At 43.3% G+C, this 24,027-nt stretch carries 18 protein-coding genes; 9 read left to right on the top strand and 9 right to left on the bottom strand.

The annotated features are described in order from the left end of the window. Positions 1-171: 171 nt before the first annotated feature. The gene (locus NBH14_RS25110; RefSeq protein ID WP_186961569.1) at positions 172-1,200 is read right to left on the bottom strand and encodes a FecR domain-containing protein; all 1,029 of its coding nucleotides are present in this window, start codon (positions 1,198-1,200) and stop codon (positions 172-174) included. 145 nt (positions 1,201-1,345) lie between these two features. Here NBH14_RS25110 and gpmA point away from each other — a divergent pair, with 145 nt between their 5' ends. The 7 genes from gpmA to NBH14_RS25075 all read left to right on the top strand — a co-directional run bounded on the left by gpmA (position 1,346) and on the right by NBH14_RS25075 (position 6,884). After that, entirely contained in the window at positions 1,346-2,098 is a 753-nt protein-coding gene (gpmA, locus tag NBH14_RS25105; RefSeq protein ID WP_186961570.1) for a 2,3-diphosphoglycerate-dependent phosphoglycerate mutase, read from the top strand. 76 nt (positions 2,099-2,174) lie between these two features. Then, positions 2,175-2,765 carry an RNA polymerase sigma-70 factor gene (locus tag NBH14_RS25100; protein ID WP_186961571.1) on the top strand — a complete coding sequence of 197 codons (591 nt, stop codon included), beginning with the start codon at positions 2,175-2,177 and terminating at the stop codon, positions 2,763-2,765. Between the two features lie 97 nt (positions 2,766-2,862). Beyond that, the gene (locus NBH14_RS25095) at positions 2,863-3,744 is read left to right on the top strand and encodes a DUF3078 domain-containing protein (RefSeq protein WP_186961572.1); all 882 of its coding nucleotides are present in this window, start codon (positions 2,863-2,865) and stop codon (positions 3,742-3,744) included. Positions 3,745-3,852: 108 nt separating this feature from the next. Further along, positions 3,853-4,872, top strand: coding sequence for a phenylalanine--tRNA ligase subunit alpha (gene pheS / locus NBH14_RS25090; protein ID WP_128134768.1), 1,020 nt, complete (start codon positions 3,853-3,855; stop codon positions 4,870-4,872). Positions 4,873-4,948: 76 nt separating this feature from the next. Further along, on the top strand, positions 4,949-5,335 hold the full coding sequence (gene crcB / locus NBH14_RS25085; protein ID WP_007652957.1) for a fluoride efflux transporter CrcB: 387 nt from the start codon (positions 4,949-4,951) through the stop codon (positions 5,333-5,335). 4 nt (positions 5,336-5,339) lie between these two features. Continuing rightward, entirely contained in the window at positions 5,340-5,981 is a 642-nt protein-coding gene (gene nth, locus NBH14_RS25080) for an endonuclease III (protein ID WP_186961573.1), read from the top strand. 3 nt (positions 5,982-5,984) lie between these two features. Next, a complete protein-coding gene (locus tag NBH14_RS25075; protein ID WP_186961574.1) occupies positions 5,985-6,884 on the top strand; it encodes a hypothetical protein in 900 nt (299 codons plus the stop codon). On the opposite strand, the gene NBH14_RS25070 is transcribed toward NBH14_RS25075, so the two are convergent. The 3 genes from NBH14_RS25070 to NBH14_RS25060 are packed head-to-tail and all read right to left on the bottom strand — an operon-like array spanning position 6,851 to position 9,631. Then, complete coding sequence (locus tag NBH14_RS25070; protein WP_128134765.1) at positions 6,851-7,618, bottom strand: MBL fold metallo-hydrolase; 768 nt, start codon at positions 7,616-7,618, stop codon at positions 6,851-6,853. The genes NBH14_RS25075 and NBH14_RS25070 overlap by 34 nt on opposite strands. Next, positions 7,618-8,631 (bottom strand): UDP-N-acetylmuramate dehydrogenase, encoded by a 1,014-nt coding sequence (gene murB / locus NBH14_RS25065; protein ID WP_128134764.1) that lies wholly within the window; start codon positions 8,629-8,631, stop codon positions 7,618-7,620. The genes NBH14_RS25070 and murB overlap by 1 nt, the downstream gene beginning before the upstream one ends. Positions 8,632-8,671: 40 nt before the next feature. After that, complete coding sequence (locus NBH14_RS25060; RefSeq protein ID WP_128134763.1) at positions 8,672-9,631, bottom strand: hypothetical protein; 960 nt, start codon at positions 9,629-9,631, stop codon at positions 8,672-8,674. Between the two features lie 273 nt (positions 9,632-9,904). Here NBH14_RS25060 and NBH14_RS25055 point away from each other — a divergent pair, with 273 nt between their 5' ends. Together NBH14_RS25055 and upp are read left to right on the top strand one after the other, a co-directional pair. Then, positions 9,905-10,195: an HU family DNA-binding protein gene (locus tag NBH14_RS25055; RefSeq protein WP_007652950.1), complete on the top strand. Its 291-nt coding sequence runs from the start codon at positions 9,905-9,907 to the stop codon at positions 10,193-10,195. Positions 10,196-10,536: 341 nt separating this feature from the next. Then, entirely contained in the window at positions 10,537-11,190 is a 654-nt protein-coding gene (gene upp / locus NBH14_RS25050; protein ID WP_128134762.1) for a uracil phosphoribosyltransferase, read from the top strand. Between the two features lie 9 nt (positions 11,191-11,199). Here upp and NBH14_RS25045 read toward each other — a convergent pair whose 3' ends face one another. The 5 genes from NBH14_RS25045 to NBH14_RS25025 form a co-directional block, all read right to left on the bottom strand. Beyond that, on the bottom strand, positions 11,200-13,578 hold the full coding sequence (locus NBH14_RS25045; RefSeq protein ID WP_128134761.1) for a sensor histidine kinase: 2,379 nt from the start codon (positions 13,576-13,578) through the stop codon (positions 11,200-11,202). A 152-nt stretch (positions 13,579-13,730) separates the two neighbouring features. Beyond that, positions 13,731-17,186 (bottom strand): DUF1080 domain-containing protein, encoded by a 3,456-nt coding sequence (locus NBH14_RS25040; RefSeq protein ID WP_186961575.1) that lies wholly within the window; start codon positions 17,184-17,186, stop codon positions 13,731-13,733. Between the two features lie 59 nt (positions 17,187-17,245). Continuing rightward, on the bottom strand, positions 17,246-18,502 hold the full coding sequence (locus NBH14_RS25035) for a Gfo/Idh/MocA family oxidoreductase (RefSeq protein WP_010799858.1): 1,257 nt from the start codon (positions 18,500-18,502) through the stop codon (positions 17,246-17,248). 166 nt (positions 18,503-18,668) lie between these two features. Further along, complete coding sequence (locus tag NBH14_RS25030; RefSeq protein WP_186961576.1) at positions 18,669-20,450, bottom strand: RagB/SusD family nutrient uptake outer membrane protein; 1,782 nt, start codon at positions 20,448-20,450, stop codon at positions 18,669-18,671. 11 nt (positions 20,451-20,461) lie between these two features. Next, the gene (locus tag NBH14_RS25025) at positions 20,462-23,980 is read right to left on the bottom strand and encodes a TonB-dependent receptor (RefSeq protein WP_186961577.1); all 3,519 of its coding nucleotides are present in this window, start codon (positions 23,978-23,980) and stop codon (positions 20,462-20,464) included. Between the last annotated feature and the right edge of the window lie 47 nt (positions 23,981-24,027).

The following is a 24,027-nucleotide window of genomic DNA, read 5'->3' as shown; positions in this document are numbered from 1 at the left end:
TCTTATTTAGGTTACAAAGCATTTATGATATAGCTATCATAACTTTGTGTTTTTTTAATGAATTAAACAAAATCGTTAAATTAAGCTGTCATTCGTAACAGCACATGTCGCTTGAAATTCCTAAGTATATTCCATAGGCAATCAGATTATTTAATAATTAATACTAGTTTATTATTTTGATATTTCTATTATCGGGATGTCTTGCGTTTGGGCAGAGTTAACAGGTATTTTCGGGATGGTATATTTGATACCCGAGGCCAGACGGAGATACTCCATCACTTGGGGTAGTTGTTCATTTTTAAACTTAGCGGTAATAATCGAATTTAGTACCACCGAATCTTTTACCATGAACTTCACATGGTAGTGGCGGCTTAACACTTTAAGCACCTGAGACATCGGGTGGTTACGGAAAATAATCTCACCATTTTTCCATGCGGTTTCGTGATCTGTATTCACAGCCTCCACATCCAGCTTCCTCGTTGTTTTCGTGAAGGTTGCCTTTTCATTCGGTTTTATCCGTCGCGATAACTCCTGTCCGCCGATAGATTGAACATGAACACTAACGGAGCCTTCCACCAGTGTTGTCTCGATCAGATCATCGTCGGCATAAGCTGCAACGTTGAAAGTTGTGCCAAGTACCTCGACTTCATATTCCTGTCCGGCATGAACGATAAAGGGTTGGCTAGCATCGTGCGTCACTTCAAAATAGCCTTGTCCTTCAAGTTCTACCTCACGACTATCGGCAACGAAGTCGGACGGATACTTCAACGAACTGGCCGAGTTCAGCCAAACACGTGAACCGTCTGGCAAGTTAAACATCGAAACGACGCCCGGATTGGTGCGCACTTCGAGCATGCGCACCTCCTTTTTGCCTCCCTGCATCCATAAGTATGCAGACAAAACTAATATTGGAACAAACAGAACAGCAGCTACCCGCTGTACTAACCAAACCATCCGGCGAAGACGAATCTTCTTATCTAACTTATGTACCTGTGTTTTGAAACGGCGTAACGATTGTTCAGGGTCGACCGACTGCATCACGCGTACCCGACTCACTACTTCGCGAGTGAAATAGAGCTGCTCCAGCAACTTCTCATTTTCGGGAGAAGCAGACAGCCATTCTTCCACGGCTGCCGCCTCATTTGCAGTCAACATTCCGTCGATGTACTGTAATAATATTTCCTCGTTTATCGTTTCCATATTTTTCTGCTTCTAATATTAATACAATTCAACGAATAAACCTACTAAACAGAAATACAATTATTTTTAGAAAAAATTCAAAATCTTTTCATCCGACTCAGTTGTTATCCTAAAAGACAGAGAGTTATCACTAATAAAAAAGTTTATGAAAAAGATTGTTTTACTCCGCCACGGCGAAAGCGCCTGGAATAAGGAGAACCGTTTTACCGGCTGGACCGATGTTGATCTCACCGAAAAAGGGATAGAAGAAGCCCGCAAGGCAGGCGACCTGCTACGAAAAGAGGGGTTCGTTTTCGACAAAGCCTATACCTCTTATCTGAAACGTGCTGTAAAGACTTTAAATAATGTACTCGACCGGATGGACCAGGACTGGATACCTGTCGAAAAAAGCTGGCGGTTGAACGAAAAGCATTATGGCGCCCTACAGGGTCTTAACAAGAGCGAGACAGCCGAAAAGTATGGTGACGAACAAGTACAGATATGGCGCAGAAGCTACGATGTAGCCCCGCATGCCCTAAAAGAGGACGATCCGCGCAACCCGCGCTTCGAGATCCGTTACAAGGAAATACCCGATAACGAGTTGCCGCGCACGGAGTCGCTAAAAGATACCGTCGCACGTATCCTGCCTTACTGGAAAGACGTGATCTTCCCTTCGCTCGAAACTTCCGATCAGATTCTGGTGACCGCTCACGGGAACAGCCTGCGGGGTATCATTAAATATGTACGCGATATACCCGACGAAGATATCGTCCACCTGAATCTTCCTACCGCCGTCCCTTACGTACTCGAGTTCGATGATGACATGAATCTCGTTAAAGATTATTTCCTGGGCGACCCCGAAGAAATCAAAAAGCTGATGGAAGCGGTAGCCAATCAGGGGAAAAAGGTCGAGAAATAGCTTTTTATTCAATTTCAAAGCCCGGAAGAAGAAAAAAAATCCGGGCTTTGCCTGTTTAATCAAGAAATAAATGTTTATGTTTGTAGGAAACAAAAAACTAAATACTGTGATTACACAAAATGAACAAACCTTACATCTATTAAAAGCAGGCGATGAAGGCGCCTTCGACACAGTCTACAAACAATATTATCGGGGGCTTTGCGCCTTCGCATCTCAATATGTAGCCGAAACGGAAATAGAAGAAATCGTACAGGAAACAATGATGTGGCTCTGGGAAAACCGTACTTCGCTGATTCCCGAACTGTCATTGAAATCTTTACTGTTTATGATGGTGAAAAATAAATGCCTCAACAATATCACCCACAACCAAATCAAGCAACGAGTGCATGAAAAACTGTTCGCCAAATTTGAAAACCAGTTTGAAGATCCGGATTTTTACATAGAAAACGAATTAATCGCCCTGGCAGCCAAGGCGATTCGTGAACTCCCGGAAGATTATAGAAAAGCTTTCGAAATGAATCGTTTCGACAATCTTACCTATAACGAAATCGCAGAAAGGACCGGCGTTTCACCCAAGACTGTGGCCTACCGCATCTCTCAGGCACTAAAGATTCTACGCGTCGAACTCAAAGACTATATGCCGCTGCTCATGGTCTTATTGAATTAAATGAAAGCAAAATAAATGTACGAATAAACAAAATATAACCAAACATGTTTAAATAATAGGGAACCCGCTATTTAAAACAATTAAAATAAACGATAAGATGAAACGTACATTTTTAATGATAGCATTTGCCGCACTGGCAACTATCGCATATAGTCAAACCGACGATAAAGGTTACGAAGAAGGGAAATATGTATTGAAAGGCGTATCAGGCCTCAACCTGTCGCAAACGGCAATGACCAACTGGTCGGCCGGAGGCGAAAACTCGGTAGCCGGAAATGCCTACCTGAACGGTTCGCTGACACATAAAAACGGGAACTGGCTCTGGGTGACCAACCTGGTTCTCGATTACGGACTGACAAAAACCAAGTCGCAGGGGATGCGCAAGAGCACCGACAAGATCGGACTTTCCACCCAGCTGGGCTATTCAACGAACAATGTCTGGTTCTATACACTAATGGGCGACCTGAACACACAGTTTGCCAAAGGATACAATTATCCGGACAAGGAACATTATATCTCCAACTTTTTCGCGCCGGCCTATTCCAACATCTCGCTGGGTATGGAATACCGCCCGAAAAGCAATTATTCGATCTACCTCTCTCCCGTTTCAGCAAAAATGACTTTTGTTGAGGACGATTACCTGTCCGATCTGGGCGCATTCGGTGTCGATCCGGGTGACCGTTTCAAGATCGAATGTGGCGTTTACCTCAAAGCCCGTGCAGAAATGCCGGTGATGGAGAACGTTAGCCTGATCACTACAGCCGATTTTTTCACTCCGTATAGTAATCAGTTCGGAAACATCGATGTCAACTGGGACATGCTCATTAGTATGAAGATCAACAAATTCCTGTCAGCTACGCTTAACACGACACTGAAATACGATAACGACGTGAAAACCTTCGATGACAACGGTACGAAACATGGGGCAAAAGTACAGTTCAAAGAGATACTCGGCGTAGGTCTTGCCTATAATTTTTAGGAATAGAAAGGAGACTGCCTGTGTTTTTAAGAAAAAACCTTCCGCAATCGGTTGCAGTATCCAAAAGAAAGGAGTAAATTTGCACGTCGAAAACAAATATGATTAGAAATGATCGATAAAATTAAGGCTCTGCTTCAGGAAGTAGAGAATATGAAGGCTGCAAATGCCGAAGAGCTGGAAGCTTTACGCATCAAATACCTCAGCAAGAAAGGAGAAATTTCTGCGCTGATGAATGATTTCCGCAACGTTGCGGCTGATCAGAAGCGTGAAGTGGGTAAATTCCTCAACGAGCTGAAAGAAGCTACTCAAAATAAAATCAACGAACTGAAAGAAGGTTTCGACAATGTACAGACCGGAAACGATGACATCGACCTGACGCGTACATCTTATCCTATCGAACTCGGCACACGCCACCCGCTTTCAATCGTTAAAAAGGAAATCTGCGACATCTTCGGACGTCTGGGATTCAGCATCGCTGAAGGTCCCGAAATCGAAGACGACTGGCATGTTTTCTCTTCTTTGAATTTTGCCGAAGACCATCCAGCACGTGATATGCAGGATACGTTCTTCATACAACATAATCCGGACGTGTTATTGCGAACACATACATCATCGGTACAGACCCGTGTGATGGAGACTCAGGAACCTCCTATCCGCATCATCTGCCCCGGACGTGTATATCGTAATGAAGCTATTTCTTATCGCGCACACTGTTTCTTCCACCAGGTAGAAGCCCTGTATGTCGACAAGAATGTCTCATTCGCCGACCTGAAACAAGCATTGCTTTTCTTTGCAAAAGAAATGTTCGGTCCGGAAACGAAAATACGTTTACGCCCCTCCTACTTCCCGTTCACAGAGCCATCCGCAGAGATGGATATTTCCTGTAACCTGTGTGGCGGTAAAGGATGTGCATTCTGTAAACATACCGGTTGGGTAGAAATACTCGGTTGCGGTATGGTAGACCCGAATGTACTCGAAAATTGCGGTATCGACAGCAATGTTTATACCGGATATGCACTGGGAATGGGTATCGAACGTATTACAAACCTGAAATACCAAGTTAAAGACCTACGAATGTTCTCAGAAAACGATGTTCGTTTCCTGAAACAATTCGAATCAGCCAATTAAATTGAAAACCTAAATCATTTACCATCTTCCCCGGGCCTTTAACCAGCCCGGGGGAAACACACAAGGAGGATGAAATATGATAAAGGTTTTAATTTTAATTACAGGAGGAGCAATCGGATCGGCACTGCGTTATGGAGTTTCCATGTGGGTGCAGCGTTCGTTGCAGTACTCCTTTCCCTTTGGGATACTATCCGTTAATATAATCGGCTCTTTCTTGATCGGCTTCTGCTGGAGTCTTGCCGAAAATTATAACTTCTCAGCCAACACAAGGGCGTTTCTTTTCACCGGTCTGTTTGGCGGATTTACAACTTTTTCTTCGTTTGCACTGGATACTATGTCACTGATAAAAATCGGTGATTATAAATTAGCACTCTTAAATATACTGGCCAGTAACGTTTTAGGACTTATTGCCGTTTTCCTGGGTTTGTTACTCGGAAAAAATGTATTATCTTTAATGAAATAACAGGATGAAAAAAGAGGAACGATATAAAGGTGTATTAGACTGGTTCGAAGCAAACGTACCGGTTGCAGAAACGGAACTTCATTACGACGATCCGTACCAACTGCTTATTGCCGTGATTCTATCGGCTCAGTGTACCGACAAACGAGTGAATATGATTACGCCGGCTCTGTTTAGGGATTTCCCCACAGCAGAAGTACTGGCTGCTTCCACACCGGAGGTCGTATTTGAATATATCCGTAGTGTCTCCTACCCGAACAATAAATCGAAGCATCTGGTCGGAATGGCCAAAATGCTGATGGCTGATTTCGGCGGCACAGTCCCTTCTGATATAGATGAACTGCAAAAGCTGCCCGGCGTAGGACGCAAAACGGCCAATGTGATCGCCTCTGTTGTCTACAACAAGCCGGCAATGGCGGTAGACACCCACGTATTCCGCGTTGCCAACCGCATCGGACTGACAAACAACAGCAAAACACCGCTCGAAACAGAAAAAGAACTGGTGAAAAACATCCCGGAGAAACAGATACCTATTGCTCACCACTGGCTGATCCTGCACGGACGATACGTCTGCGTGGCCAGGAAACCCAAATGTGAGGAATGCGGACTCAAGCCTTGGTGCAAATATTTCCTGAAGGCAAAAATTTAAAAAATGAAAGTTTACAGGCGGGAAATAGTGATTATCATCTTAACTGCTCTCGCTACGCTGTCGGCAGTCTACTACTTTTTCGGTGACATGAAAGAGAGTAAAGAACTGGTGCAAACAGATTTATATACCCTAACTGCACCGGAACCGGAAGCGATACTTGCCGTAAACCGCCCTTCTGTTTTTGCCCGGATAATATTGGCTAAGGAGCCTGTTTATCAGGCATTCGCCTCTAAAATCCCTGAAATATATCTTACTATCATCCAAAAGAATCCGGAAATTGCCTCGTTACATCTCTCATTCCATCCGCAAGGTATTGTAATGTATGTAAAAGCGGATAAAAGCATGTCCCGACATATAGAAGAAAATGTTTTAAAAACAGCTTTCAAATCATTCGCCCCTCAACAGCAAACCAAAGGAGGCATCACTTTTACCTATTGCCCGGATGCCGGAAACCGCTTTTTCGGCTACTACCAACATAATGGCGTATGGGTTGCCAGTTACAGCAGGAAATTGCTGGAGGAAGTAGCGGCCATACAAAGAAAGCAGAAAAACAACCAGCCGAAGGAACAAATGCTACTCCGTAAAACACTCGACAGCAATGCTCCGCTTAACCTGATGATACAATCGAAACTGTTAGACTTATATGTGAAAGCGAACGATTCTACCCTATGGAGAATCAGCGACAGATGGCTGGGAGCCGACCTTTTTGAAAGTGAAGGGAATATTTGTTACTTTAGCAGTCTACCGTATCATGAACCAGCCGACACACTTTTCAAGACGATTGGCGATACACTGTCGGTCAGATTAGAACAACATTTCCCGCAACTTCATATTTCCTGCCAGATTTATGAAGAAAACGGGAAAGTATATTATACCGGTTGCAGTTTGGGAATTTCCAATTGATCATATGCCAAATGAACATGCGGAGGCAACTCTTTTTCTACCTGGCTTTGCAAGCCGATCCGATGGCTCATATGAATCAGATAGGATTCTTTGGGACGGATACGTCCGATCTGCTCTAATGCTTCTCCCACACTTTCATGCGTCGGATGCTCATCCCAGCGCAAAGCAGTAATAATCAAAACATCCAATCCTTCCAGCTTGGTATATTCTTCTTCCGGAAGAGATTTCAGGTCGGTCAGATAGGCCATATTCCCTATTCGAAACCCCAGGATAGGTAATTTTCCATGCATTACCCGGATAGGAATTATCTCTATCCCGGCTGCAATAAAAGGTTCTGTCGTTACACGGTGGATTTTTAGATTGGGGACACCCGGATATCTATTTTCGCGGAAAACATACGGGATACGCGTCTCTATGGCTTCAGCCACATTTTCTTCAGTATATAGATGTATGTCTCCTTCCCGTCCGAACGGACGCAGGTCATCCAGTCCTCCGACATGGTCATAATGTTCGTGTGAGATCAGGACGGCGTCCAAGTGGTATGTTTTACTTTGTATCATTTGCCAGCGGAAATCCGGTCCGCAGTCCAGCAAGATACGCTTCCCCTCTGTTTCTACTAATACCGATGTACGCAGGCGCCAGTCGCGGGGATCTTTGCTTGTACAAACTTCACACTGACAGCCTATTTCGGGAACCCCGGTTGAAGTTCCCGTTCCCAGAAATGTAATTTTCATTATCCTACATATTTAACCTCAGGCATTATCTCGATACCAAAACGATCTTTTACGGCAGTACGGATACTTTCCGCCACCAGAGCAATCTCGTGTCCCCGGGCTTCTCCCAGGTTGACCAGGACCAGCGCCTGTTTTTCATATACACCGACCGGACCATGCGATTTACCTTTAAAGCCGCATTGTTCGATCAACCAGCCGGCAGGAACTTTCACTTTCCCCTCACCAGCCGGATAAGAAGGCATACCGGGATATTGCTCCTTCAGTTTCTCAAACTGTGCAACAGGAATAACCGGATTCATAAAGAAACTGCCGGCATTTCCCAGCTTGTCCGGATCGGGCAGCTTCTCCTGACGGATCGTGATCACGGCCCGGCGGATTGCTTCCAATGTTACTTCCGGATATTTAGCCAGCTCTTCCTTTAGGTTTCCATAGTTGATGGAAAAGGATGGGCGTTTATCCAACCGTATTATTATATATGTAACAATGTGCGGGTCGTTATGTTCGTTTTTGAAATAACTGCTGCGATAGCCGTACTGGCATTCTTCGTTCGTAAATATCCGCTTTTCAAAAGTCAACTGGTTGTATGTTTCCACACTTTCTATCACATCTTTTATCTCCGCCCCGTAGGCTCCGATGTTCTGGATAGCGGCAGCACCAGCTTCACCCGGGATCAGGGAAAGATTTTCTATTCCTCCCCACCCGTTGGCAACGGCATGAGCAACAACATCGTCCCACCTTTCAGCGGCACCGACACGCAGCCAGATATGTTCGTCGGTTTCCTTCTCCACACGGATACCTTTGATGGCCGAGTGCAGGATGATACCGTTGAAGTCATTTATAAACAGCAGATTGCTTCCGCTGCCGATATGCAGCGACAAACACTCCTGAAAATACTCGTCCCGTAAAACCCGTTCTAATTCTTCTTCATTCGTATATTCCATAAACCACCGCGTCTTAACCGGCAGGTGGAATGTATTATGCTTCTCCAGGGAGTAATTCTCTTCTATCCTCATAATATCTGTTTATTTATTGCGGGACAAAAGTAAGAATTATTTACAAGGTATCTACGATTTCACGTTGTTTCGTGAAAAAGATCATCCGCTGTATCTCTCCGCTCTGCGAGATTAAAGTAGAATAGCGTTTCAACGACTGGATCCATTCTTTCTGGGCACGGCAGATTTCCGGATGCTGCGAATCCATATAGTTGATGGCATAAAGACGGAACATGCACAACTGGAAGCTCCCTTTTTCCAGGAATGTATATGTTGCCTCGAAATTGATATTGGAAAGATACAAATAAACTTTGTTGCCATTCGGATATTCCCCGCGGGCTGCAATCTGTTCCATTTCATCCAATAAACGATTCAGTTCCTGTTTCATCACTTCGATATCATCATCGCTCAGCATGTTCAGCCCTGCAAAATACTTGATCTCCCTAACCAACGACTGAAAAATATTATTATCAAGAATCGTATAGGTAGATGGAACCTGACGGCATTCCTGCATCAGTTTACGCTGGGACTCCAGTATTTTCTCCGTCACAACGATATCCGACATACTTGCAGTGATCTTCATCCCGTTATTCTGATGCATCCACCGACAAAGACGGAATTTGGTCAGACGCTCATACGGAGAATAAAATGTAAACGGAACGATATTACATGCGGAACTGAGTATCGACTTAGGGTCTTCTTTGGCAAAAGTAAATAATTTATGATACCGCTTGATTATATCATGGTAACTTTCCATCTGACTCATATTATTAGAGACATTCAGATTAAAAACGGCTCCTTCCGCCCGGTTGGTCCCGACGATCTGGTCCAGAGAAATCCCCAGACTCTGAGACAATAATGATACTTCATAAAATGTAAACGGAACCTCCCCACGCAACCGGCGATAAACGGCTTCCTTACCTATAGATATAATATCCATAATATAGTTAGCCAAATTTGTCTCCTCCGGGAGATGTTCCCTCATGGCTTTTATCAGCCCGTTATTCAATGCATCTTTCATAATTATTAGTGTGTTATTTACTATTTCTACTCATATATTCTTCTCACAATACAATAAAAATAAAGTGTGGCCAAATAGCATTAACGCCTTTCTTCGTTTCGATTATCGCAAACCAATGTGAATTAACGTTTTTTGTTTCTAAAATCGTAACAAAAGGCTGCAGCTATTGTTTAATAAGAAATGCAAGCAATTTTTGTTGTCTGAAAAAAGACACCATATAAAAAAATCAATGCTTACATTTGCAATGTATATAATCATTAAAAAGAAACACTCATGAACAAAGCAGAACTTATCGAAGCCTTAGCAGATAAGGCAGGGTTACAAAAGCAAAAAGCAAAAAAAGTATTAGATGCTTACATCGAGATCGTAACCGAAAAAATGTCGCAAAAAGAGGAAATCACTCTTATCGGTTTTGGTACTTTAATACCTAGACCGCAAACTAGTCGCCTGGCTCGTAATCCTAAAACGGGTACTCCGGTACAGATTCCAGCTAGAACAACGGTAAAGTTCAAACCCGGTAAATTCTTGCTGGAGGCTATGAACGGCACTGGCGAAAAAAAATAATATGATTTATTTCTTTAACTTCCTTCTTGCTTCGGCAGGAAGGAAGTTTTTTACACCTCCTTTTTCTGTTTACTTTATCATATCTGCAAAAATACATACAGAAATCCACTAAAAAGGGGTGTTTTTAATGAATATCGAAACCGCAAGGTTCTAATTAAACAACCGCAAGCATGTCCCCAATTCAATTATCGCAATTTTAGAATCCGAACAGCACCTCTTGTTTCGGAATGTGAAACTTTTGCCCTATACCTGGAATTTTACAGAGAAACATTTGTATGATGCTCTAATTATATCTAATTTCGGCACCGGAAATTTTAGTCTGCATATACAATATAATACACATGAAAATAGTTAATCTCGGAGAGTCAAACTCCATACTGAACAAGTTCGTATCCGAACTTAGAGATGTAAATATCCAGAAGGACAGCCTTCGTTTTCGTAGAAACATTGAACGCATCGGCGAAATCATGGCTTATGAGATCAGCAAAGATTTTGCCTACAGCCAAAAAGATATTCAAACTCCCTTAGGGATCGCACCAATGTATACTCCCGACGACCGGATAGTAATCAGTACTATATTACGTGCAGGACTTCCTTATCACCAGGGATTTTTAAGCTATCTCGATTATGCCGAAAATGCCTTTGTCTCTGCCTATCGCAAATATAAAGACCGTCTGAACTTTGATATTCACATCGAATATATCGCATCCCCGAGACTGACAGAGAAAACATTGATCATCACCGACCCGATGCTAGCCACCGGAAGTTCCATGGAACTGGCCTATGAAGCATTGTTGACCAAAGGACATCCTTCGCATATCCATGTGGCCTCCATCATCGCCAGCAAACAGGCAATGGAATATCTGCAAAGAAAAATGCCGGATGACAAAACAACAATCTGGATCGCCGCACTGGATGACGAACTGGACGATCATTCCTACATCATCCCCGGCCTGGGAGATGCCGGAGATCTTGCCTACGGAGAAAAAGAATAAAAGAATATTTTATCGGGGTAAGGAGAACCAAAAGCAGGAACCTTTTCCGGGCTCAGAACTTACTCCGATTTTTCCTTTCTGCTGTTCGACAATACTTTTGCAGATAGAAAGTCCCAGCCCTGTACCTTGCTTAAAGTCATTTCCCTTATAGAAGCGATCGAAGACATGGGCCTGCACTTCTTCACTCATCCCCTCTCCCGTATCCGTCACTGTAAAGACAACTTCATCTGGCTTTATTTCATAACCCAACATGATAGAACCTTTATCCGTGTGCTTGATCGCATTGTTTATAAAGTTGGAAAACAACTGGTTCAGGCGCACAGGGTCGAAATCAAAAGTACAAGGCGACAAATCCGGCTGACTGCCAAGCACAACCCCCTCATGAAGTTTGATACTCAGCGATTTCACCAGATCATCCAAAAAACCTTTGAGTTCAATACGACTCGGTTTGAACTCAATTGTATTCGCTTCTATCTTCGCCAAATCCAGCACATCAGAGATCAACTGCAACAAAAGCCCGTTATTCTTCTGGATAATCTCAACAAACTGCGACTGTTCCTCTTTATCATCCGTATCAACCAGTAAGGTGGAAAAACCGACAATCGCATTCAGCGGAGTTCGGATCTCATGGCTCATATTTGCCAGGAAAGCAGATTTCAAGCGATCCAGTTCTTCTGCCTTTTCACGCTGTTGTTCAGTTTCTTTCAGTTCCGTGATATCGTAATTCACACAGATCATTTCCAGTTTATCCGGATCATTCGACTGAGGGTTACGCATCACATTTACGCGTATCCACTTCCAACCGGAATCCGTCTTGACACGCAGTTCCTTGCGGATACTGGTTGCCTCTCCTCTCTTAACCCGGTCAAAGAAGTCCATCATCACTTTACGGTCTTCCGGATGCACGGCGCTATATACACCAATAATCTGCTCCAACGGCGTGCCATCTTGTTCCCCCAGATTTTGATACCACTGGCTGATGGCATATCCTTCGCGTGTCAGCAAATCGAATTTGGCATATCCTACTTTCGCATAATGACTAACCAGGGTGAAGAAATATTCAAACTCCTCAATACGGTTATAAGCGACCATTTTATCCGTATTATCCAGATTAATGAATAGGTAATTGATCAGTTCACCTTTACTGTCATAAAGCATACTTACCTTGGTTATCAAGTCTATAATTCCGTTTTTCTTCGTCGGATAATACCCATTGGATATAATATCGCTAAAAGAATAAGTCAGGCGGAAAGAGACAGGTTTCCTCTTTCTCATCTTTTCCAGCACATCAGGGGGAATCTGAGGATTATCAAAGATGTTAACACCTAGGGCCTCTTTTTTCGAACCGAGTCCAAAAATATCTACATCCTTATTATTCATATCGACAAGATATCCGTCCTTATCATACAACTCTATGCCGACCGGTATATTCGTATAAATATTACGCAACAACTTTCCACTATGGTCGAGCGCCTCGTTGATTCTCGCCATTTTCGTAATAATACTGATAATATTAGCGATGGACGAAAGCCATTGATAGTCTTCCAGCGTCCATATGCGATATTTATCTACAATATCGATCCCGATATATCCCAAAGCTTTTTTCTTTATGATCAAAGGAATCAGAACAAACGAAAGCACTCCTCTCTTCTGTAAATACATTTTTTCAGATTCCGCTTCTGCCGGCAACTCATTCAGATTGCTTATCATAACCGGATAAAGATTCCGTATTTTCCGCGTCGACCAGCTCAACGTTGAGACAGGTATGTTCTGTAAAGAGGGACGGACAGCCGTAACACCTTGGCTGCACACTTCATATGTACAACTAAGCGTCTGCTTGTCATCACTATATTCCATAATACAGGCACGCCCCTTTGTATCGATTGAAAAAAGAATTTCGGTCAGCACCAACTGGATAGATTCAACCAGATCGTTTGTCTGGATAAAAGAATGTAAGGCACGCGAAATACTCCCTAAATGCCTTAACAAACCATCTACCTGACTGCTATCCTCCGTTGCCGGTTTATTCGTTTCTTCTTCACTATAAGGTACTAACTGCAAAATGCCCAATACATAGATACGCCCGGAAGGTTCGATCTCCCGCCTGCAAATTTTCGAACGTACAAACTTAAAACCATAACAAGTCTTGATCGGAAATATTTGTTCATAAATACCGACCTCCCTGAAATAAGCAAATTCATTGGCTATCCGGGCCCTGTAATCTTCACGTATCAATTGAAGAAAATCTCTGGTCGGGATAATTTTATCTTTCAGCTCCAACAAACTGACCAGATAATCCGAACAGATATAGATCCTCTTATCAAAGTCAATCTCCCACCAACCGACTTGTGCCGTGTCCAGCAATAACTTATATTGAGCTGTATCCATTTTTTTAATACTAGTAAGCACACAAAATTCGTTATAATAAATCAGATCAGCAATTTTATTACTGTTAAAATTCAACGGTTTTCAAAGATTCACACAAAAAAGCGGAGACCAGTAAAAACCGATCCCCGCTTCCTTTCGGACTATATAGTCTGTTATTTCAATTCTTTGATACGGATATTACGGAATTTCACAGGAGAACCATGTCCCAGAAATCCGATATGTCCTTTCTTATTGAACAAGCCCGGATGTTCCTTACCATCAGGAGTTCCGTTCTTCACAGCGTCGCGGATGTTACCTTCCAGTATCACCACACCGTTCACCGTTACCTTGATATTGTCGCCGTTGGCAACAATTTCTTCCTCATTCCATTCACCGACAGGCTTAAACGCTTTGTGATGATCGGCATTGGTAGGAATGATACCGTAAACAGAACCATGATGCTGATATTTTGTGATATTCTTATAGATCGGATGTTCACAATCCAGAATCTGGATTTCCATACCTACATAAGCGGCATCACCTTCCATCGGAGTGCGGATACCGACTCCGTTATTGGCTCCCGGTGTCAGCTGGAACTCGAAACGATAAATAAAGTTCCCGAATTCGTCCTTTGTATACAGGTTCCCACCATAGCTCTTGCTCGGTATCATGGAAATACAACCGTCTTCCATCGTATAATCTACCGTGTTACCGGTCCACTGATGCATATTTGTTCCGTCAAACAATAGTTTGAAACCTTCTTTCTGTTCTTCGGCAGATAATTTGTAAGGTTCTTTACGTTCCAGTTCCTTTACATATATATTACGGTAGTAAACCTTGCTGCCGTGAGCCTGCAATTCGATCTGTTCAATCGGGAAGATCGGCTGCTTGCGATCCCAATAGTTTTCAAGGATCACATCATCCACCACTTTCTCTCCGTTCAGAATAACTGTTACGCGGTCGCCAACCATCTTGATATAGAAGCTGTTCCATTCACCCAGCTTGTTATCAGCCACTTTAGACGGCTTGCTTTCATTTACCGAGTTATTATACAGACCACCTGAACCTACCTGGGCACCCACATTTACACGTGAAGTATCCCAGATCTGCACCTGAGGTGTTCCGCGCAAATAAATACCGGCATCGGCTTCAGGACCTGCGGGATCAAGCATCCAGTCTACGTACATTTCAAAATCACCATATTGTTTATCCGTACACAGGTTATCACCTTTACCGTTAAAGACAAGCATGCCATCATTCACACTCCAGCCGCTGCGCATAATCTCGTCAGCCTTTTCCTGAGCTTTCTCCAACTGGGCCGGTTTCATTTTCGCACGGGCAATCGGGTTCTGTACCAATCCTTTCCAGCCCGACAAATCTTTGCCGTTAAAGATAGAAATGAAACCTTCTCCCTGTGGCATTTCAGCCAGATGCTTCTTGATCGCTTCCTTCTGATAACCGGCATCCGGATTGTCGAGTACCTGCATTACCTTATTCAGTAATTCACGCACATTGGCTCCATAATATTCCTTATTACCCAAAGCTATATTCATAACAGCATTGGCGGCAGCCTGCTGAACAGGTTTCTGATTCAGGAATTCGCCGGCATAGAGCATACCCAGGAAGGTGCCTGTCCGTTCAACCTGTTTCAGAATTATATTTTTCTGTTCGTCTGTCTTTGCCACTTCCATCGCTTTGCGCAAACTCAGCAAACGGTTCTCACCTGTAAATGCAGGATTTGAAACCAGCTTAACATATGCTTTCAAAGCACGATCCAAATAAGCGGAAGAAGAAGCATCTTTACAGATAGCATACAATTCGTCGGCAGCCTCAATACCTTTCCAGTTCAACAACGCTTCGAAAGCAGCATCGCGAGCAGCGCCCGATCCCTTATGGAAACCGTCTACGATAGTAGCCAACGCATCTTTCTCGCCGGTTGTTGCCAGAACGATATAATACAAATATTTCTTGCTCTCGCCAGCCTGAAGCATACGGCGGGTGATCGTTTCTTTTTGTTTCGCAGGAGACATGGAAGAAATAGCAGAGATAACAGCCTGTTGGATTGGAGCAACAGCCGATGCATCCGCTGTTTCCAGCATACCGCACAGATTAACCAGGTCGCCTTCCGACACAACATCTTTCAACGCTGTATAAGCAGCTTTTTTCACTTCCGGTGAACCGGACTTGATCAGTTCGAGCACTGTAGTCAGGTTAGCAGTCGCTTTACGCATCGCCAGCAACTCAGCACCGGCAATCTTTCCGGCATCCGTAGCAGACGGAATGGCACGGGCAACAGCCTGGTCGATATCACCATTGAATGCAGCCAGGGCATCCTGTCCCAGCAGGATTACATCTTTATTGTCGCTGGTCAGCAGTTCAGCAAGAACAGGTATCACCTGTTTGTCACCGATCTTCACCAATGTCCATACGGTTGCCTGTTTTACGTCGAAGTTGCTGTCTTTCAACTGAGCCAGCAGCACCTGCATGGCAGTCAGGTCAAAACGGAGTTCCAAACTCTTGATCACATCATGTTTTGACGGGCATTTGGCTTCGCGGCCGATCCAGTTGATAATATCCACTTTCACTTCCGGTTTTGCCTTCTGCATCGCTTTCATGACTTCGATATAAACTTCCTTATTGGCAAAGTCGGAAGCAAAGTTCAATGCAGCATTCCGATATTCCTTATTGCCATCCTTCAACGCGGAAAGCAGCAGTTTGGTACTGTTTTCTTTCTTCAGTGACAAAAGAATTTGCAAAGCAGCGTCGCGGGTCTGCGTCTGATTAGCCTTGGTAGCTTTCTTCAGCAGGTCGTTGGCCGCTTTTTCCACTTCTTTCACATCGCCCTGTGCGGCAACACGTTTCAATAAAGCGATATAAGCTTCGTTCGCATTCGTTTTGGTCATTGTGTAACCCGATGCGGCAGCAGCTTCAGCCATATCTTTGATGGAAGCCTTGCTTCCCACACGGCTTAATGAGTGCAGGACAGCCTTTTGCATATTTTCATCGCCCGAACCCAGCAGCGCCTTCAGCAATTCTTCCGAATCAGCTACCTGCGCTTCGCCGATCGCTACGATGATATCTTTTTGTGTCTTCGGAGTACCCATACGGCGCATCAGACCAGCCTTCAACGCTTTGCCGGCATTTTCAGAACCGATAGCAGCCAGTGCACGTGAAGCCGGACCACTCAGGCTTTCATCACCCAGGTAAGCCGACAACGCATCGATACATTCATCCTGTCCCAATATCTGTAACTGGCGGATGATAAATGCTTTCGTTTCGCGTTCAGTCACCAGGTCAAGCGCCTTCAGATAAGCGTTAGCCGTAGCCAGACGGGCGCTTTCTTCCCCTTTCGCCATCACATAATGGGTCAGGCCGCTCAACGCGTAATCCACTTGTGCATTGCTTCCCTTTCCGGGAGCATTTATCATGTTGACCAACATCAGTACCCCTTCTTCGCCGGTACCTTTCAGGTCATTGATCATTTTATTGTATTCAGCCTGTTTCTCTGCAGGCATCTGTGCCAATACGTCAGCCGCAATTGTTTTAGCTGTACGGTTCGCCGGAGATTGGGCCATCAGTACGCTGCCGAATAATAGCAAGCTGGCAATCGATATATATGCTTTTCTCATTGTCTATAATTTTATAATTCTCCCCTAATTTTCAATTCTCAATTTTCAATTATTAATTATCAAATGTTCCAGGGTGAACGCATCGGCTGATCCAACAGACGGTTAGCGGCCTCGTCATTGATAAATTCCAGTTTCACAGGATCGAACTCTAATGTACGATTCAGACGAAGTGCCGTAGCACCCATATTCACGATCGTAGCCGAGCGGAAACCATTCCGTTCATTCAAGGCAAAAGGCTGGCGTGTTTTCACACATTCGATAAAGTCTGTCACCTGAGGTTCAGGTTCCGGATAATCAGCCAGTTTCTTTTCCCAATCAGGGATATCACATACAAAATTCTTATAGACATTACCGTTCGGGCCGGAAATATACGGAGTATTAGGATCTCCGAAGTCGCCACCCCAAAGGACGATCTGGCAACCGTCATCATAAGTATAGGTAATAGAGCGCCATGTTCCTACGGCATCCGGATGCTGTTGCGGAGCATCCACTTCCACTTTCACAGGGCTTGTGTTGTCTTTTCCGAGGAAATACTGTACCGGGTCGATATAATGCTGTCCCATATCTCCCAATCCGCCGCCGTCATAATCCCAGTATCCGCGGAAAGTACCGTGAACACGGTGTGCATTATAAGGTTTATAAGGAGCCGGGCCTAACCACATGTCATAATCCAGTTCGGAAGGAACTGTTTGCGGTTCGAGATATTCTTTGCCTACCCAGTAGAACTTCCAGTCGAAACCGGTATGTTTACTGATCGTCACCTTCAAGGGCCAGCCGAGCATACCGCTCTGAACCAATTTTTTCAACGGTTTCACCGGAGTACCCAAGCCATAGAACGGATCGGCAAAACGGAACCAGGTATTCAGACGGAACATACGTCCGTTCTGCTTTACAGCTTCCATTACCCGTTTACCTTCACCGATCGTACGTGTCATAGGCTTTTCACACCAGATATCTTTTCCCGCCTTGGCAGCCTCTACCGACATGATTCCATGCCAATGAGGAGGTGTAGCGATATGTACGATATCTACGTTCGGGTCCAGAATCAAATCGCGGAAGTCATGATAAGCAGCAATTTTTTCCTTTACCAATTGTTTTCCTAATTCAAGATGTTTCTTGTCAACATCACAAACGGCTACCAGACGTGTTCCGGCATAGTTCACGTGACCGCGTCCCATCCCGCCTGTACCGATAATACCTTTAGTCAACTGATCGCTTGGAGCGATAAAGCCTTTCCCAAGCACGTGGCGCGGCACAATCGTAAAGGCCGCAATTCCTCCGAGGGTTTTAAGGAAGTCCCTTCTGTTTGTTCTCATAGTACAAATTAATATATAATATTGATTAGCAATTTTATTGATTTTTTCCGCTCAAAAAAGACGTTAGAAAGATTAATCGCCTCCTAACGTCTCACAAAGATATTATTTATCCCATAATTCCCGCAAATATTTACGAGTTTTTATTAAGATAATCGTTCAAGACAGTTCATTCCATAGTCGGATTGAACTTTCCTCCCCAATTGTTATTTTGTTCAAGATTGGGATTTTCCAATATTTTACTTTCCTGGATCGGGAAGAAATAATACGATTCCTGAATCAAAAATTTATTCTCGGCAATGGCACTGATCGGCACCATTCTAAGAATATATTTAAAATTATCGGGAGTCAACGAATATGTCTTAGCTTTCCGGGTAGCTTCGGCAATATCCATTTCTGAACCGTCTTCATTGATTGCAATAGCCTCGACTCCATATTTTTGCAGTCCGTTTAACTGCATCATATTACGGGTTCTACGAAGATCCATAAAACGATGTCCTTCAAAACATAATTCTACATTGCGTTCATCAAGAATAGCCTGCCGGATCTCTTCACGATTAGCAACTTTCAATCCATACAACCCATTTTCGCCAGCTTCGATACCTGCACGTTTACGAATTTGCTTCAGCATATCTACAGCCACATCCTGATGATCCGTTTCATTGGCCGCTTCCGCATAGATAAACATGACTTCAGCTAATCTCATAAACGGATAATCATGATCATACGTAGATACCAGGTCCTGACTCAAAGACAGATCAGAACCTTTACGCACATACATGCCGCTAATAGCATCATTCTGTGTAGCAGTGCTGCCCACATTGGGATTGATTCCATATGAATCTTCTCTGACAGCTATACCGACCGAAGTATATTGGCGATATCCTGAAGCCGTTCCCAATACCGGATATAAATCCGCATTATACAGGATACAATCCTCAAATCGGGGATCCCGATTTTGCCAAAATTTCTGTAAAAAGTCTGATTCAGCACCTGCATAATATTTACCGGCCGGATCATCGAAACGCTTTCCATCCAACATCGGAAACGCTTTTACCATATCCCAGGTCGGAGTATTATTGGCATTACTACGACTCAAAGAAGAGGGACGAATCGTGTTTTCCCAATCGGCCGTTTTATCCGGATTGCTATAGATAATAGGGAAAACAACCTCGGAGTTGCCGTCCACCGACCAGTTATCTGCATAATTCGCAGTCAGTTTAATCCCCTGAGCTATACAGAAATCGTATGCCTCCTTCGCCGCCGTATAAGCTTCGTTCCAATATTTATTATCATACATATTACTCGGGTTAAACTGTGGAGAAGCCTTATAAAGCAGCATCTTTGCCTTATAGGCTTTAGCAAAACACTGGTCTATACGCCCGTAATCGTTACCGGTTGCTTTGGCCGGAAGCAACGTAATAGCATCATCCAGGTCTTTAATTATTAAATCAAAACACTCCGCAGTAGAAGTACGAGTCACATACAAATCATCTTCATCCTTATCCTGGGCTTTTGTAATATACGGCATACCTCCATGATAAACAACCATTTCGCCATACTGATAAGCTCTCATAAACAACATTTGCCCCGTCAGGCTATTCTTAACAGATTCGGTACATCCTCCCTCTGCCAGATACTCAAGTCCTAAATTAATATTACGGATATTGGTATAATTCCATCGTTTATAACCACTGCCCGACGTTGTAATAGTACTCAACATAAACGGAATACCCGTTTGCTGCTCAGCTGTATTATCCGCACTTGTAGACCAACCGCTAAAGATATCGCCATAGAGATCAGTCACATAAGCAGTTGCTAAGTTGTCATCATTCCAAACCAGGTCTGCATCATAGTTCCACAAGTTCGAGATATCCAAACTATTGCATCCATTGACCAGCAATATAGTTACCAAACCAATCGATAATTGTTTTATTTTATTCAGTTTCATATTTTTTAATTTTAGAATGAGAAGTTAAGTCCGAATGTAAATGATCTCATCAAAGGGAATGAATCGTAGTATTTCTGTTCAGGATCCATGAACTCATTCATCGCCGATATAGAAAATAAGTTGGTTGCATTCATAAATACCTGGGCACGAGTCAATCCCAATGGACGAAGAACAGCCATAGGCAAGTCATATCCTACATTCAGATTTTTTAAACGAACATAGGCTCCATTCCGCATCCAGAAATCAGTATTACCATAACCTGATTCATACTGGTTCTTACCGATTACACGGGGATAAATACCATCTGGATTCTCCGGACTCCAGCATTTATCACTTGTCCAGATAGGATAATACGGACGAGTGTTACCACCATACTGCGGTATGCCCTGAGTCGCCTCACATCCTACCAACCGGTCATAGTTGCCAACACCCTGAAAATGCATATCAATAGTAATACCCTTCCAACTGAAGCTACCGCCGAAACCATAATTAATACGAGGAGTTCCGTTTGTTGAAAGCAAATTATACGAGTCATTTCCATCAATCTTTCCGTCCGCTCCCGGAGCATAACCATCACCACGGGTATCCTGGAACAAAAGACCGCCAAGATACGGATCGCGCCCATACTGCTTGAATCCTTTGGCAATCAGTTCATCTACTTCCGCCTGATCGGTCAACAAATGATCGACTTTCAATCCCGTGATACGCCCAGCCGACATTCCGACCAAAGACAAATCTTTCAGGTTACCAGTCATATAAATCACCGATTCATCCAATACGTCCCAACGATCTTTCGAGTAACCGATATTCATATAAAGAGAATAATTTATTCCATGTTTAGCCTTATCTCTCCAACCCAGCGTCACTTCACCACCTCTCCACGAACGTTCAGCATAATTTTCAGGAGCCAACGACGCCCCATAAGTACTTGGCAAAGTAGATGTTCTTGAACCTAAAATATCTGTTTCCTTTCTATAGAACCCATCAACTGTTCCACTCAATCGATTATTCAAAAAGGTAAAATCCAAACCACCATTGATAGTCGACGAAGTAGCCCAGGTCAAATTATAAGTTGGCATACTGCCTGACTGTATACCGTTTGCCAATCCGTTTCCAAACATATAACTGCTACCGGAAGTATATCTTTCTATATACTGGAAATATCCAATCGACGCATTCGATGTATTCAAATCGTTACCGGTAGTACCATAAGAAGCACGTATTTTTAAGTCGTCAAGCCAATTAGAAGCACTCTCCATAAAGGCTTCCTTACTGATACGCCATCCAAGTGAGGCCGAGGGGAAAAAGCCCCATCTGCTGTCTTTAGGAAATTTATTATTTCCATCATAACGGAATGAGAACTCTGCCATATATTTGGAATCATAGTTATAAGTCGCACGTCCGATCCACGACAAATGCGAGCCTAAGTTCTCCGATTCATTGACTGAAACCGTCCGTCTTTCCGGGTCGGTTGAAAACACGAACCATTGGTCATAAGCCGTCAACGGATCATTCGCTGTTGCATAGATGGCTTCGCCCTGACTTTGAGCCTGCTCAAAAGTGATCATTCCGCCTACTTCATGCTTACCGAACTTATTTTTATAATTCACTGTCCAGTCAAACTGTTCATTCCAGAATTGGCGGGAACCATAAGTCAGATTCTCATAATTGGAACCAAACGTGAAGATATTATATTTATTCAAATCCAGCGGTCCCGGAACAAAACGGTTATTAGGATCAGCCGATTGAAAATTGTAGGCTTTCTGATGAGTAAGATATTTCTTACGGGCATAGTCATTGATTATGTAATTTCCGGTTACTTTTGTTGATAATCCGGGTAAAAGCTTACTCAAGTCGATGTTTAATGATAAAATACCATTTACATTACGTCTGCGGGTTTTGATATAACGATCACCCAATATTACATCTGCGACATTCCAACCTTTAAAATTACTGACATCCGGATAAACAGGATAATCAGTCTTTTCGTTTGCCGGAGTACCATCCAGATACGCATAAGACGGAACCGTCCTCAAACAATTAAACGTAGTTCTGTAAAAGTCGAATATATCCTCACTGTCATCACCACTACCAGACCAATTAAAGCGTCTGTCATCTTTCTGATAACCGGAAACATTCGCATTCAAGGATATATATTTACTCAAATTTACTGTCAGATTGGATCGAAATGAATATTTATTATTTTCCAGATTCTTATAAGATCCTTCTTCCCTGATAAAACTACCTAAAACATAGTATTTGACTTTTTCCGTACCACCTGTCGCACTAATAGAATGCTTTGTATTCCATGGATTTTGCCAGATCAGATCATTCACATTATAATCATGTGTCTTGGCATACTCCATCTCTTCATCGTTGTTAGGCCGGGCAAGTCCGTTAGCCTCGGCTACTAAATTTTGATACGTCAATTCTTTGTAAGCGCTCATATCATCCGTGAACAGCTTGCGGGTAGGTCTGTTGAACGTATATGATCCCTGATATTCAAATTTGGGTTTTCCCATGCTATCCGCACCCGACTTAGTCGTTACCAAAACAACGCCATTACCGGCTTTAGAACCGTAAACAGAAGCTGTCGCCGCATCCTTCAAGAAACTCAACTGATCGATTTCGTTCGATTCAAGCGCATCGAATGCCGCCTTGTCTCGAATAATTCCATCGATAACAAATAACGGGTCGCCGAATCCGCCACGCATACGGATTTCCGAGCTTGATCCCATGAAACCGGAACTACCGACAATTGTCAATCCTGGCGCACGTCCCGCTAAAGTATTAGATAAGTTGGTAGTCGAAATGCTAGATAATTCCTCCGTTTTTACATTTGTAATAGCACCGGTCATATTTATCTTTTTCTCTACACCATATCCGATAACGATTACTTCATCCAGTTTCTGGGTATCTTCATGCAATGTAATCTGATAAGAACTCTTACCATCCTCCACCTGTACTTTCCGTTCCAAATAACCGATATAAGAAACAAGCAAGGTCGCCCCAACCGGAATCTCGCTCAAGATGAATTTACCTTCGGCATCCGTCACCGTTCCGACTCCTTTGTTCCCTTCAAGAGTAATGTTTGCACCGATAACCGGTGTCCCTTCCTCATCGACAATAACCCCTGATATCTTCTTTTTATTCTGCTGAATTTCATTTACGATCAGCCGTTCTACCGTCCGAACATTCTTCTTTACATTATTATCTTTCAAAAACACACGGTTATTTACGATTTTGTAAGAAATACCGGTATTCTTAAAAACCTCTTTGAGCACTTTTTCGATGTGTTCATTTTTAAAATTAACAAATACGTTGGAGATTTTCTTATTCAACAAGGCTTCGTCATAAGAAAATTCATATCCGGTTTGTTCACTGATACTCTGTATAACTGCACCGACCGTTGTGCTATTCAACGTCAGTTCCAGATTCACATACAAAGAATGCGCATCGCTTATCGCCATGGCGGGCGATGCAGAAGTCAAAAACATTGCTAATGTAGCAATAGAAACTTTTTTAATCATACATGTGATTTAATAATGTTAGTACTATTTTTTAGTTACATTTCTGT

This window comes from Parabacteroides caecihominis, from assembly GCF_023656785.1.
In the GTDB taxonomy this organism is placed as follows: Bacteria; Bacteroidota; Bacteroidia; order Bacteroidales; family Tannerellaceae; genus Parabacteroides; species Parabacteroides segnis.
The sequence above is the reverse complement of the archived record's forward strand: the minus strand, read 5'-3'. Positions and strand labels throughout refer to the sequence as shown.